Source organism: Flagellimonas alvinocaridis (assembly GCF_004916895.1).
In the GTDB taxonomy this organism is placed as follows: Bacteria; Bacteroidota; Bacteroidia; order Flavobacteriales; family Flavobacteriaceae; genus Flagellimonas; species Flagellimonas alvinocaridis.
In genome coordinates, this window is the sequence record NZ_SNTZ01000001.1 from 529340 (window position 1) to 542870 (window position 13531).

General features: G+C 41.9%; 15 protein-coding genes. 3 read left to right on the plus strand and 12 right to left on the minus strand.

Going from position 1 to position 13531, the window contains the following annotated elements; all coding sequences use genetic code 11:
* Nucleotides 1–77: 77 nt before the first annotated feature.
* The 11 genes from atpG to EZV76_RS02465 all read right to left on the minus strand — a co-directional run bounded on the left by atpG (nucleotide 78) and on the right by EZV76_RS02465 (nucleotide 9960).
* On the minus strand, nucleotides 78–938 hold the full coding sequence (gene atpG / locus EZV76_RS02415; RefSeq protein WP_136564985.1) for an ATP synthase F1 subunit gamma: 861 nt from the start codon (nucleotides 936–938) through the stop codon (nucleotides 78–80).
* A gap of 78 nt (nucleotides 939–1016) precedes the next feature.
* Nucleotides 1017–2597 carry a F0F1 ATP synthase subunit alpha gene (atpA, locus tag EZV76_RS02420; RefSeq protein WP_136564986.1) on the minus strand — a complete coding sequence of 527 codons (1581 nt, stop codon included), beginning with the start codon at nucleotides 2595–2597 and terminating at the stop codon, nucleotides 1017–1019.
* Between the two features lie 2 nt (nucleotides 2598–2599).
* A complete protein-coding gene (gene atpH / locus EZV76_RS02425) occupies nucleotides 2600–3139 on the minus strand; it encodes an ATP synthase F1 subunit delta (protein WP_136564987.1) in 540 nt (179 codons plus the stop codon).
* A 6-nt stretch (nucleotides 3140–3145) separates the two neighbouring features.
* The gene (locus tag EZV76_RS02430; RefSeq protein WP_136564988.1) at nucleotides 3146–3646 is read right to left on the minus strand and encodes a F0F1 ATP synthase subunit B; all 501 of its coding nucleotides are present in this window, start codon (nucleotides 3644–3646) and stop codon (nucleotides 3146–3148) included.
* Nucleotides 3647–3730: 84 nt separating this feature from the next.
* Nucleotides 3731–3922, minus strand: a complete 192-nt coding sequence (gene atpE / locus EZV76_RS02435) for an ATP synthase F0 subunit C (RefSeq protein WP_045801726.1) — start codon at nucleotides 3920–3922, stop codon at nucleotides 3731–3733.
* Nucleotides 3923–3988: 66 nt separating this feature from the next.
* Complete coding sequence (atpB, locus tag EZV76_RS02440; RefSeq protein WP_136564989.1) at nucleotides 3989–5125, minus strand: F0F1 ATP synthase subunit A; 1137 nt, start codon at nucleotides 5123–5125, stop codon at nucleotides 3989–3991.
* 101 nt (nucleotides 5126–5226) lie between these two features.
* The gene (locus tag EZV76_RS02445) at nucleotides 5227–5634 is read right to left on the minus strand and encodes a DUF6168 family protein (protein ID WP_136564990.1); all 408 of its coding nucleotides are present in this window, start codon (nucleotides 5632–5634) and stop codon (nucleotides 5227–5229) included.
* Nucleotides 5634–5858: an AtpZ/AtpI family protein gene (locus EZV76_RS02450; protein ID WP_136564991.1), complete on the minus strand. Its 225-nt coding sequence runs from the start codon at nucleotides 5856–5858 to the stop codon at nucleotides 5634–5636. Before EZV76_RS02450 ends, EZV76_RS02445 begins: the two co-directional genes overlap by 1 nt.
* Nucleotides 5836–6270, minus strand: coding sequence for a bactofilin family protein (locus tag EZV76_RS02455; protein WP_136564992.1), 435 nt, complete (start codon nucleotides 6268–6270; stop codon nucleotides 5836–5838). Before EZV76_RS02455 ends, EZV76_RS02450 begins: the two co-directional genes overlap by 23 nt.
* Nucleotides 6271–6291: 21 nt before the next feature.
* Nucleotides 6292–8832, minus strand: coding sequence for a type IX secretion system periplasmic lipoprotein PorW/SprE (porW, locus tag EZV76_RS02460; RefSeq protein WP_236640838.1), 2541 nt, complete (start codon nucleotides 8830–8832; stop codon nucleotides 6292–6294).
* Nucleotides 8833–8946: 114 nt separating this feature from the next.
* Nucleotides 8947–9960 carry a GlxA family transcriptional regulator gene (locus EZV76_RS02465; RefSeq protein WP_136564993.1) on the minus strand — a complete coding sequence of 338 codons (1014 nt, stop codon included), beginning with the start codon at nucleotides 9958–9960 and terminating at the stop codon, nucleotides 8947–8949.
* A gap of 203 nt (nucleotides 9961–10163) precedes the next feature.
* Between EZV76_RS02465 and EZV76_RS02470 the strand changes: the two genes are divergently transcribed.
* Nucleotides 10164–10532 carry a nuclear transport factor 2 family protein gene (locus EZV76_RS02470; RefSeq protein WP_136564994.1) on the plus strand — a complete coding sequence of 123 codons (369 nt, stop codon included), beginning with the start codon at nucleotides 10164–10166 and terminating at the stop codon, nucleotides 10530–10532.
* A gap of 107 nt (nucleotides 10533–10639) precedes the next feature.
* Nucleotides 10640–11689 carry a ferredoxin--NADP reductase gene (locus tag EZV76_RS02475; RefSeq protein WP_136564995.1) on the plus strand — a complete coding sequence of 350 codons (1050 nt, stop codon included), beginning with the start codon at nucleotides 10640–10642 and terminating at the stop codon, nucleotides 11687–11689.
* A gap of 8 nt (nucleotides 11690–11697) precedes the next feature.
* Here EZV76_RS02475 and EZV76_RS02480 read toward each other — a convergent pair whose 3' ends face one another.
* Nucleotides 11698–12474 (minus strand): patatin-like phospholipase family protein, encoded by a 777-nt coding sequence (locus EZV76_RS02480; protein WP_236640839.1) that lies wholly within the window; start codon nucleotides 12472–12474, stop codon nucleotides 11698–11700.
* 277 nt (nucleotides 12475–12751) lie between these two features.
* On the opposite strand from EZV76_RS02480, the gene EZV76_RS02485 reads away from it, so the two are divergent.
* Nucleotides 12752–13465 (plus strand): TIGR04282 family arsenosugar biosynthesis glycosyltransferase, encoded by a 714-nt coding sequence (locus EZV76_RS02485; RefSeq protein ID WP_161594381.1) that lies wholly within the window; start codon nucleotides 12752–12754, stop codon nucleotides 13463–13465.
* Nucleotides 13466–13531: the final 66 nt, after the last annotated feature.

A 13531-nucleotide genomic window follows, 5' to 3' on the forward strand; every position in this document is an offset into this window, starting at 1 on the left:
CCTTTACATATCTTTCTTTTGAACTCTAGTTGTTCAATGCTTAAGCTTTTGACTATTTAGCCTCGCTTTCGTTCGGCTTAATTGTTCAATGCTTCCGCGCCACCAACAATTTCAAGGATTTCGCTGGTAATGGCTGCCTGGCGGGCCTTGTTGTACGTCAATTTCAATTGGGACCTCAATTCTCCGGCGTTGTCCGTAGCCTTGTGCATGGCCGTCATACGGGCACCGTGCTCACTGGCAAAGGAATCACGAATGGCCTTGAACAATTGGGTTTTTAAGGATTTTGGGATTAGCTGTTCCACTATTTCAGCCTTAGAGGGCTCAAAAATATAATCCGTGGTACCAGCAGCATCTCCCTCAACTGGAACAATAGGTAAAAATTGTTCGGTCATGACCTGCTGCGTTGCAGCATTTTTGAATTTGTTATAGACCAAATCTATTCGATCATATGTTCCTTCCGTAAACTGGTCCATCAAAAATTGAGCGATTTCAGCAACTTTATCAAAGGTCAAGTCGTCGTAAACATCACTATGGTTGGCCAAGATGGTGTTCTTTTTACGAAGGATATCGTTGGCTTTCTTCCCAATGGTCACAAAATCCACTTTTTTACCGGCATAGGTTTCCTCTAACAAGATTCTACTCTGTTTGATGATGTTGGAGTTGAATGCTCCACACAAACCACGGTTGGATGTGATTGCAACCACCAAAACCTTGTTTACCGGCCTTGCAGCGGCAAACTTACTTCCTGCATCCCCTTCCAAACTTGCACTTAATCCTTGTAACAATTCGGTAAGCTTATCAGAATAAGGACGCATGGCCGTAATGGCATCCTGAGCCTTTTTCAACTTTGCGGCCGATACCATTTTCATGGCACTGGTAATTTGCATCGTTGAAGAGATGGATGAAATCCTATTCCGTATTTCCTTTAGATTCGCCATACTATTTGTAGTATTTAGATTCTAGTATTGAGTATTGAGCTTTACCTTGACTCAGTACTATCTACTGAATACTCGTAACTAGTTTTTGTACTTACTTGAAAGGTCCTTACAAACAGCTGTCAATGTATCGGTAACCTCATCGGTTAATTTACCAGCTTTAAGGGCATCCAAAACATTTCTGTGCTTGGCGTTCAAAAACTCCAAGAAATCCTTTTCAAACTCTTTTACCTTGTCCACAGGAACATCTCTCAACAAGTTCTTGGAACCTGCAAAGATGATAGCCACCTGATCTTCCACTGTAAATGGATCGTTCTGTCCTTGTTTTAAAATCTCAACGTTTCTACGTCCTTTCTCAATTACATTCAAGGTGGCGGCATCCAAATCGGAACCGAACTTGGCAAACGCTTCCAATTCACGGAACTGCGCTTGATCCAATTTCAAGGTACCTGCTACTTTCTTCATGGATTTGATCTGTGCGGAACCACCCACACGAGATACGGAGATACCTACGTTAATCGCGGGCCGTACACCCTGGTTGAACAAATCTTGTTCCAAGAATATCTGACCATCTGTAATAGAAATCACGTTGGTTGGAATATATGCGGAAACGTCACCTGCCTGTGTTTCAATAATTGGAAGTGCTGTTAGCGATCCACCTCCTTTTACTATAGGTTTCAATACCTCTGGAAGGTCGTTCATGTCTTTTGCAATATCATCATCCGCAATCACTTTTGCGGCACGTTCCAACAATCTTGAGTGCAAATAGAATACGTCACCAGGATAGGCTTCACGACCTGGAGGTCTTCTCAACAACAATGATACCTCACGATAGGCAACTGCTTGTTTTGACAAATCATCATAGATGATCAAAGCTGGACGACCTGTATCCCTAAAGTATTCACCAATTGCTGCACCAGCAAATGGAGCATATACCTGCATAGGCGCAGGGTCTGATGCGTTGGCGGCAACAATAGTGGTATAGGCCAAGGCACCTTTATCTTCCAAAGTCTTTGCGATGGCAGCCACAGTTGATGCTTTCTGCCCTACAGCAACATAGATACAGTATACAGGCTCTCCGGCATCATAAAATTCTTTTTGATTTAGGATGGTATCGATACAAACGGTTGTTTTACCTGTTTGTTTATCACCAATTACCAACTCCCGTTGTCCACGACCAATTGGAATCATGGCATCAATAGCCTTGATACCAGTCTGCAATGGTTCGTTTACAGGTTGTCTATAAATTACACCAGGGGCTTTTCGCTCCAAGGGCATCTCATAGGTTTCTCCAGAGATAGGTCCTTTTCCATCGATGGGATTCCCCAGGGTGTCCACAACACGGCCAACAATTCCTTCACCCACTTTAATGGATGCGATACGTTGTGTACGTTTTACGGTAGCACCTTCCACAATCTCTTTGGATGGGCCCAACAAAACCACACCAACGTTATCTTCTTCCAGGTTCAAAACGATTCCTTCCATACCGCCATCAAACTCTACCAACTCCCCGTACTGGGCATTGGAAAGTCCGTAAACACGGGCAATACCATCACCCACTTGCAATACGGTACCTACTTCATCCAAAGAAGCGGTAGCCTCAAAACCTGATAACTGTTTTTTCAAAATTGCTGATACCTCAGCGGCTTTTACTCCTGCCATTTTTATAGACTATTTGTAAATTCTCTTTTTAAATTGTTCAATTTGTTTGCGATACTGGCATCGTACTGCAAATCGCCAACACGCAACACAAATCCTCCTATGATGCTTTCATCAATCTTGTTTTGGATAGTGACCTTATTTCCGGTAATCTTGTTTACCTCGGCCAACATCTTCTTCTCCAAATCAGCGGTCAACGGCACTGCTGTTGTCACATAAGCTACGTCTTCCCCTTTCAATTTTTCATGAAGTATGATGTATTTATAGGCCACTTCCCTTAACATCCCAATTCTTCGGTTATCCGTTAGTGTGGTGATAAGTCCTTTGGTTATCTCGTTGGCATTCTTAAAAACCTCCAATAACGCATTTTTCTTAACCTCACCTTTAACTATCGGGCTTTCCAAAAGATTTTGCAACTCTTTGCTTTCGGCAACTACCGAGGCAATGTCCCGCATGTCGTTCTCAACGGCATCTGCCGCCTTCTTTTCGATAGCAAAATCCAAGGTTGCTTTTGCATAGCGTATGGCTGCCCTGTTCTGGTTCATGCTCAATTAGTTCAGTTTGATGTCTCCCAACATGTCCTCGACCAACTTCTGTTGCTTTTTCTTGTCGGACAACTCTTCTTTTATCACTTTTTCCGCTATTTCTACGGAAAGATTGGCCACTTGAGATTTAATATCTGCCACAGCGGCTTTCTTTTCACTTTCTATCGCAGCTTGGGCCTGCTTGATCATTTTATCGCCCTCTACCTTGGCTTGTTCCTTGGCTTCAGAGATAATTCCTTCTTTGATTTCCCTTGCTTCTTTTAACAATGAATCTCTTTCGGCGCGGGCTTCTTTCAATAATTTTTCGCTATCGGCGGTAACGTTCTGCATTTCCTTTTTGGCAGCTTCGGCCGCATCCAATGCATTTTTGATACCTTCTTCACGGTCATTTACCGCATTAAGAATGGGTTTCCATGCAAACTTCCACAATAGGAACAACAGCAATCCGAATAAAATGGTTTGCCAAAAAAATAGTCCTACTGAAAACTCTTCCAATAACTTTTCCATATCTAAATTTACTTTGCTTCTTAATTATTTAAACTAAGCAAAAGCTGTAACCAACCGTTACAACTTTTGCTTTAGAGTTTTTGATTACACTGCAAATAGGGCAGCAAAACCAATACCTTCAATCAACGCTGCTGCAATCAACATCGCTGTTTGGATTTTTCCGTAAGCTTCAGGCTGACGGGCAATAGCCTCCATAGCAGAACCACCGATTCTACCAATACCAAGACCAACACCGATAACTACCAAACCTGCACCTACCATTACTGGAATTTCCATATCTATCTAGTTTAAAAATTAAAAATTCAACTTACTGGATTCCCACCTACGCGGGAATTACAACTATTATAAATGCACCAACTCGGGGTCATTTTCATGGCCCTCTTCATGATGGTCCTCGGAGGCAAATCCGAAGTACAACGCACTCAACATGGTGAATATATAGGCTTGTAGCAATGCTACCAATATTTCTATCAACGAGATGGCAAAGGCCAAGAAAAAGGACAATGGGCTTCCCAACCAACTCTTAAAGATGAACATTAACCCGATCAAGCTCATTAAAACGATATGCCCAGCTTGCATGTTCGCATACAAACGAATCAACAGGGAAAATGGCTTAATGAAGAGTCCCAAAATCTCAATGGGAACCAATATTATATATAAAGGTATCTTGGCATACCAAGGCATGGTGTTGCCCAATGGATTGAATTGGTGCATCCAATAGTCCTTGGTTCCCGTAAAGTTGGTGATCAAAAAGGTCATCAACGCCAACGCAAAGGTTATGGCGATGTTTCCTGTAACATTGATCCCAAGTGGAGTCAACCCAAAAATGTTCAAGAACCAAATAAAGAAAAAGATGGTCAGCAAGAACGGCATATATTTTTTGTAACGCTTTTCACCGATGTTCGGCCTGGCGATATCATCACGAATGTAAAGTACAATAGGTTCAAAGAAACGCCCTGCCCCAGTAGGTATCCCATTGTTCTTGGCATATGATTTTGCCAAGCTGGTAAACAACCACAACATCAACAATCCAGTGACAATGATCATGACCACATTCTTGGTGATGGAGAAGTCCAAAGGTTTTACATTGGTGGGATGATGTTCTTCATCATAGTTGATGGTGCCTTCGGAATCGGTCTTGTATATTTTGCTATGGTACAGCTTGTAGTGATTGCCATCTACTTCGGCAATGGTTTCGCCATGATGGAATTTTGAAGAGGAAAAGACTTTTAGCCCATTGTCCCATAAAATGACTGGCAATGGAAAGCCAACATATTTATGCTCACCATTTTCCTTGGTATAGGAAAACAAAGAAAAGTCATGGGAATCCTTAAGGTGATGGGAGATGTATTCCTTAATTTCGGTTTTTAAATCCTTGCCGTGCTCTTCGGCTTCATGTTCTTGCTCATTGGCAAAAGTGAACTGGGCCAACAATAGTGTTGCAACAAGAAAAAATCTCGTAAAAAAAGTCTTTCGCATTTCGCTCAAAATATCGGTCTCTCAAAATCGGTGCAAATGTAAGCCATTCTTCTAAAAAGAAAAAAGCTTTCAAACTTTTATTTTTGAGGATTTTGTGTGTGCTATTCTTTGGAAGCCTCTTCCAGATTTTTGAGGATTTTGGACATAAAATAGGTCTCCATCAACAGGGCTATGGCGTAGGGCACGAAAAAAGCAGCGAATTCCAGACCGGACATTTCGCCATCAGCTTTGTAGGTTGGGTAGAACAATAGGAAGAAAAACACAAATTTCAGTAAGCTGCCCGCCATAAACAAAAATCCCATCTGATTTTTCAGTTTTTCTCGAAAACGGTACAAAAGACCAAAAATCGTAGTTGCCAAAAGGCCGTTGACCACATAGGAGCGTACAATCAAATTTCCGAAAGGAGCAAGGTCCCTGCTTATAAGAACAAAAAGATGGATGCCAAAGGCCAGAAGGAGCAAAAGGAGCAGAAGTAGGGTAAATTGGATGAAAATATTTTGTTTCAACATCAGTATTTAATACGTTTCAACTGCTGCAAAACTACCCAAATAGAAATTGCCACTCCCAATAAAGTGGCAATTACCGTAAAAATATTTTTTTCATTTTGGTACTGGGCATCCAACCATTTCCCGCCTTGAACGGACAAATAGATAATTATCCCCATTTCAAAAGCGATTCCCGTAAGAATCGCTGCATTCTTGAATCCGTTCTTAGGAGGCTTTTGCTGGCTCATTGGTCTTTGAAGGCTGCATTTTTGGTGCCGCAGTGGTTGCACCGGCCATTGCTCCCTTGCCCATGGTACAAGCTGCGTTGAATGTGGCTCCCGGCTCTACGGCCAATTTGGATACACTGACAGTTCCCTCAATAATGGCAGAAGCCTTAAGTGAAAGTAGGTCTGTTACCGAAAGTTCTCCATTGAACTTTCCTTCAATATCGGCATTGACGCATTCTACTTTTCCGTTGATATAGCCATCCTTTCCAATGACAACCTTGCCAGAGGTTTTTACGTTGCCTTCAAGTTTTCCGTCGATTCTAAAATCGGCTTCGGAAGTAATGTCGCCTTTTATCTTCGTGTTCTTTTCTATTCTGTTGGGCTGTCCTCCAAATTCATTCATAGGTCGTGGTTTTTTGTTGTCAGAAAACATTGTGTTCTAGGGTTTTGGGGTTTAAAATTGTGCTTTGTATGATTCTAAGTTCTTATGTACTTGTATAATTTTATAATTGTCTGATAAAATTACGAAATTCTCATCTTTGATGCGGTAGTCCTTGTTGTTTTTTATGAGCTCGGCAAAGCCTAGGGCAAAGTCTTTGGAACGAAAACCATGGACCACCACAAACTCGTCCTCAAGGGTATATATGTCTTTGGAAACCGTATTCCTATAGTTGAGCTCCTTGATGGCTTCCACCAGTCTTTCTTGCAGTTTTAATGCTCTTTCATCATCCCGTATCTTAAACGGAAAAACCACTTTCCAATTACCAGCGCCACTAGATCCGGTTTCTGGAGAAAAATCCTTTTTTTCCAATTTGGGCAATTGCTCTTCAACCATTTCCTCGGCTTTTTTTCCCTCTGGATTGTTAGGATAGGTCAGAGCCACATAGTTCAAGGCCTCCTTAAATGGTTCAAAACCTTGCAGACGACCAATGGCATTGGCCTTCAACATTTCAAATTTGGGTACAATGGGATCTCCCGTGAATTGGTTGATGTATCTCTCAGACTGGGTAATGACCTGAAGGAACTCTTGCTTTTCATACAATTTAAAAAGGGCTGCGTAACGTGCATCCGGACTATCGGTGTTTCCTTCCAGAACAGCTTGTGGATTCAATAAAATTTCCGCATAGCGAGTATCAGGGTGATTGGAGATGATATCCTGCATCATGTTCTGGGCCAATGGACTGCCGCTTTCCTCATAAATCTTGAACAGGTTGTATTTTGATGGAAGAACCAATCGTTCCTCTGGATTGGAGGCCAATACCTTTTCCAACTTTGCGGCGGCCAACAGGTTGTCCTTGAATTTTTCCTTGTAGATCAACCCCAATTGGTAGTTGGCAAAGTTTCTTTCCGTTCGAAGGCTGTCGATTTCAGCTACATCGGTGGGAATCCGATCCAAATAATACTCCGTTGAATATCGTTGGTCTTCCGTAAGGTTTTCAGATGATGGATCATTGCCTGCCACCTGTTCTCCCGTAGCTTCAGATATCAGGGTTCGGGATTTATTGCTCCAGCGCCAATCATCTTCCAAGCTGCGGTCTCCCCAGCGGGTCTTAAAATCGTTTTTACCATACCCCAAGCTCGTTACATTATAAAAGTAGAACTTCCCTTGGTTTTGTTTTCCTCCTTTGCTCTTCGCAAAAGTGGCAAAGCCTGCAGCGGCCTGTTGTTTCTTCTTTTCCTCTTCAGCTTCTTCCTTGCGTTTCAGTTCGGCAACGTAATCCTCAAAATACGCTTTACGCTCCGCTTCCGGCATTTCGTAAAGCGTTATTATACTATCGGTGTGTTGAACGATGTCCTCATATTTGATGACATCTTCCAGATTGTCCAATCTTTTTTTAATGTTCCTGAATTGTCGGGTATTCTCTTTTAGATTGGTCAAGGTACTATCATAGTAAGCCCCAGCGATTTTGTACGCATCCTCATCAAAATAGTAATCGGCTAAACTTTGATAGTTAAGGGCATTGAGCTTTTGCTCTCCTTGGGTAGTTTTTAGGGATTTGTTATAATAAACCAAGGCTAGGCTATCCGAATCGTTGGCCAAATGAAATTGGGCCACTTCACGATAAATCTTGTCCAAAAAGGGACGGTTCTCACGGTTCTCCTCCAATTCGGTGAGATACTCCAACAGCCCTTCCCTATTACCATCTGTAATTTCCGTATTCTGGATTTTCTTCAGGTGTGCATTGATCATATACACTCGTGGTGACCTGCGGTTGAGCGCAATCACTTTGTCAAAAGCGTAATTGGCACTGTCCTTATGCCCCAATTGGTCATACAACTGGCCAATGATAAACAAATACCTCCCTTTTTCCGGGTTCTTTTTGGTATAGGCCTGGGCAATCTTAAGTTTTTGGATGGCGGTATCCGGTGCATTCAAATTGATATAGCATTGCGCCAAAACAGCATTGGCATCGGCATATTCCTGATCTTTGAGCGACTCGTACTTGAATAACCTTTTGAGGTTCTTAATCGCCACTTCAGGATTGTCCAACCGCATGTTGGTTTTTTCCCGCCAAATAGTGGCCTCGTTTAACTTATCGCTTTCAACGTACTTCCTTAAAATGTAATTGAACGATTCCAATGCTGGAATATAACGTTGGTCAAAGTAGCGCGCTTTGCCCAAAAGCAGAAAGGCTTCATCGGTTTGCGGATTGCGTTCTTGATCCTTAATATCCATGCTGTGCTTTTGGATGGCCTTGGTGGCCTTTTCCTCGGCAATGATAAAATTGGGGTTGTTGTCTTCAGAATCCAGCTTTACCTCATCCGTGACCTCCAAACGTTCCACGGGGAGGATTTCCCAATAATCATCCCGATAGTTGGCATTGAGTTCTTCCCTGCCTACTTCAAAGGCAAGATTGCCATTATACAAGGTGTTGTACTTGGTATTGAGTGCGTGCCAGTTTCGGTTGATGAACTTGTCCTTTTGGGTAGAACAGGAGTCAAGAATCAACCCTCCTAAAATTATGGCGATAAAAAATATGTGTCGAAGCTTCAAAATTATCGATGATCTTGTGTATCCTTAACTAAAAAAAACACAGATTATTATAAGGCTCATCGATAAAGTGTTAGATTTTTATTTTGCTTGGCGGCAACAAACAAAAAAGCACTCTTACCATGCGGTGGTTCGTTCACGATTTAATACCGCCATATTGTATTTGGCCTTATACGCCACAGGCGACAATCCCACATATTTTTTGAAAACCGTGCGGAACGCTTTTTGGTCTGCGTAGCCTACTTGATACATGACCTCATTTACATTTTGCTGGGTGGTTTCCAAACAACGCTTTGCCGCTTCCATTTTAACACGTTGTATGTATTCCAAAGGGGTGTTTTGGGTGGCTTTTTTAAACCTGCGAACAAAGTTCCTGCTACTTATGGCAGATTTTTTGGCCAATTCTTCCACAGATATCTTATCGGTTACATTGCTCTCAATAAAATTTTGCGCTTCCTTGATCGCCACATCGTTATGCTCTTTTTGCCCCTGAAAAATGACAAATTGGTTTTGGTCCTGCCTATCAATCTCTATCTCAAAATATTTTGAGATATAAATGGCCGCATCTCTACCACAGTACTTTCCAATAAGATGCAGCATAAGATTTAAAAAGGAATAAGCGCCTCCGCTTGTGTAGATTCCGTCTTCTTCGGTCACTATTTTATTGGAAACAAGATTAACCTTGGGATACATCTTCTTGAACATTTCCATGGCCGCCCAGTGGGTAGAGCATTGTTTGCCATCCACCAACCCAGTCTGGGCCAGAACAAAGGCGCCCATGCACATGCTGGCCACCTCGGCATTGTGTATGTTCCGTTGTTTAAGGATCCAATCCACAAAAGGCAGGTTATCTTCTAGCTGTTCCAAAAAATTATCAGTCTTCAACGCTGGAATTAGTATGATGTCTGTTTTATCCACCTCATCAATGATCTTATCGCAATGGATGCTAAAAAGACCGTTGTATAGTGACAGGTCTCTATCAAGACCTACTAAATGGATATCAAAAAAGTCGTCGTTCCTAACCCCGCTATTCTTTAGAAAACGATTGGTGGCGGACAAAATCTTATACGGCCCCACCACACTGCTCAGTATGGCATTGCCTTTAGGCACCAAAATGCTTACATGTTTCATAATCATATGTTTACAAATGATAAATGTACGGGTTCTCTTTGGCAGAATCAACCCTTAAAAGTGTCTTATTTGCCCATAATGCCCCCTATCCACATTTTGTAGTTTTGGTGAGCCGCCTAGAAAGAAACATAACTGATACCTATAAAATCTGAATGCTCCCCTTCTAATGAAATCCTTTTATTAATGATAAAAACAGAAACAAAATGACCACACAAGAAATTGCAGACAAATTAGTGACCTATTGCAGGGAAGGTAAATTCAATGAAGCGTACAGTCTATACGATCAGAATGCCGTGAGTATTGAAATGCCAGGAGTTCCCAATGAAGTGACCAAAGGATTGGACAACATTCTGGAAGGGTTTAAACAATGGGGCGAAAGCATTCAGGAAACCCACGGAGGTTCCGTTGGTGACCCCGTTGTAATGGGCAACCACTTTGTGGTTCCCATGACCAGTGATGTTACTTTTAAGGATGGCAATCGTATGAACATGGAAGAAATCTGCCTCTACCAAGTGGAGAATGGAAAAATCACTAAGGCCAGTTTTCATTATGATACTTCAATGATGGGATAGCCATCTCGTGATTTTAATTATATAAAGGCGCGCTCTTGTGGCGCTTTTTTTGCAGAATGCATTACTAAAATGAGTTGAATGCTTAGTTTTGCAGCAAAATTGATTTTATGAGCGATTCCCACACATTGCAGATTACCGCAGTGGAGCCATTGACCCCAAACTCCGTAGCCCTTACTTTTAAAGTTCCAGAAAATCTGAAGGACATCTATACTTTCGAAGCTGGGCAATATATTACCATAAAACACCATATCAATGGGCAGGAATTGCGCAGGGCCTATTCGATTTCCTCAGCGCCTTCTTCAGGAGAATTGACTGTGGGGATCAAAAAAATGCCGGAAGGTACATTTTCCGTTTATGCCAACGAATCCCTAAAGGTTGGGGATGTATTGGAAGTGATGCCGCCAGAGGGACGATTTATTTTTGAAAGTGGCCCCAGAGCCAAAAAAGTGGCCGCCTTTGCCGCTGGAAGTGGGATAACCCCCATCATGAGCATTGCCCAAACCGTTCTGGAAAGCCATCCAGAGAACATTTTTGTACTGGTCTTCGGAAATCAGTCCCCGGAAGAGACCATGTACTTTCAGAAAATACAAGAGCTGAAACAAAAATATACCAATAGGTTTTTTGTTCAATATATCTACAGTCGTTCCAGGGAAGATGATGCCCTGTTTGGTCGAATAGAGACCTCTACGGTAAACTTTGTAATAAAAAATAAGTTTAAGGGCACCACTTTTGATGCCTTTTATCTGTGTGGGCCAGAAGATATGATCCATGCCGTTTCGGATACTTTAAAGAATAATGGTGTTGATGGGAATCTTATCCATTTTGAATTATTCACCAGTGCGGACACTGAAGATACTATGGCCGAAAACTTGGAGGGAATGACCCAAGTAGAGGTGATTTTGGACGATGAGACCTTTTCGTTCACCATGGATAAAAAGAAATTGGTACTCGATGCCGTCCTGAACGAAGATATTGATGCGCCGTATTCATGCCAAGGAGGAGTGTGCAGCAGTTGTATTGCCCGCATCAAGGAAGGGAAAGCTGAGATGGTGAAAAACCAGATTCTTACCGACGGCGAAGTGGCCGAAGGCTTGATTTTGACCTGTCAGGCCCATCCTTTGACCCCCAAACTTATTGTGGATTATGATGATGTGTAATGCATTTATTACGCCGATAGCATTTTTTCAATAGCGCGGCTACCATGTTCGTACCCGATGGCATAGGCGTTTTCAATCCCTTTTTTGTCCAAAACCCCAATTTTGTCCAACTCTTTGGGTTCTATTGAAATATGGCATTCGGCTAATTTTGCCCTGTTCGAAGCATAAATCATTAAACTGGTGACCCTTCCGGCCAACTGAAGGGAATTTTTTAGCTCGTTTTTATGTACTTCGGCAGCAATGGAAACATTACTGCCAATAATGTAGGAGGCATGCTCATCTACATACTCCTTTGGGAAATTGTTCATAATACCTCCATCTGCATAGAGTATTCCATCAATTTCAACCGGACTGAAAACTGGGGTCAGCGCCGCAGAGGCTAGTAAAGGCTTGATCAATTCTCCTTGGTTGAACATTCGCTCCTCTCCCTTCAATAAGTCTGTGGCCACCACATAAAGTGGTTTGCCAAGACTCTCAAAGGTGTCCTCCGGAAAATAGCCCTTAAAGATTTTAAAATAGCGTTCGGTGTCTATAAATCCGGGTTTGTTGATAGCGAAAAAACTGTATTGGAACAAAGGGGTCTCCCTAAAAAAGCTCAACATACTCTCCACCGAGTTGCCATTGGCATACAGCGCCCCCACCAATGCCCCAACACTTGAGCCGGCCACAAGGTCGGCCTCCACCCCATGTTCCCGCATGGCTTTGATCAATCCAATATGGGCCATACCACGGACCCCTCCTCCAGAGAGTACCAAACCAATTGATTTTGTATTGTTTATGCTCATATTTTTCATGTTTGTTGGGTAAATCGAAAAAGAAAAAGAGTCTTTTTTACCGACTGAAGGGTCTGTTCTGATTTTAAAATACTCCTTTTTTAACCGCTTGTCGTGTCATTTTCGAATTTAATCCCAAAAAATGTAACCCCCTGATTTTCAAAACCGACTAGTGGGTCGGTATGTTAAATTTCAATATTATGCTGCAAAAATGTAATCAAAAATAGTATCTCCCGACCAAATTCAATGCTAAGTTTATTGTAAGTTTAGGCTAAATATTTTATTGGTTTTGCCCATTTCCGTCATCCAAAATTCAGCCATTCTAATTTTCGCCAATTCGGCGGAGAAGGATGGTGGCATTAAAAATTTTGGTGGGGATATTTCTCTTTTGAACAACTTAACGGTGCATACCCTTGAAATTGTAAGTGCATCAGGATTGCCATACTATCATTTTACGGAAAAAGAACAGAATGGGAGTACTTTTGGCGAACGGTTCTCAGCTGCTATACAATCTGTTTTTGATCAAGGCCATACCCATATTATTGCCATTGGCAATGACAGTCCGCAACTAAAAAAGCAACACCTGATCAAGACTCAACGGTTACTTGAGGCCGGAAAGCTTGTTGTAGGCCCAAGTATGGATGGTGGATTTTATCTGATAGGATTAAGCCATTCACAATTCAACATAGCACAATTTAAGGCCCTTCCATGGCAATTGCCCTCTTTACTCAACGAAACGCATTCTTATTTTACTTGTAAGGGTGAAAACGTAGTTTTATTAGATCCTTTAATGGATGTAGATTCATCCGCAGATGTCAAACGCCTTTCCAACTTCACCAAGTCGTTGTCCAAAAAATGGTTGGTTCTTTTTTCTTTGATTTTCAACAAAAGGGGGCGAATCGAGACAATGAAAAACGAAGTCTTCAAGATTAATTTTCAAGATATCCAATACAATAAAGGCTCTCCCCTTTTTGCTTTTCCAACATTTGTTCTCCAGAGATAAGTACTTGGAAAACCCATTCATTTTTTTGATGCATTAATCCCAATCTATCTGGGATATTCACATTTT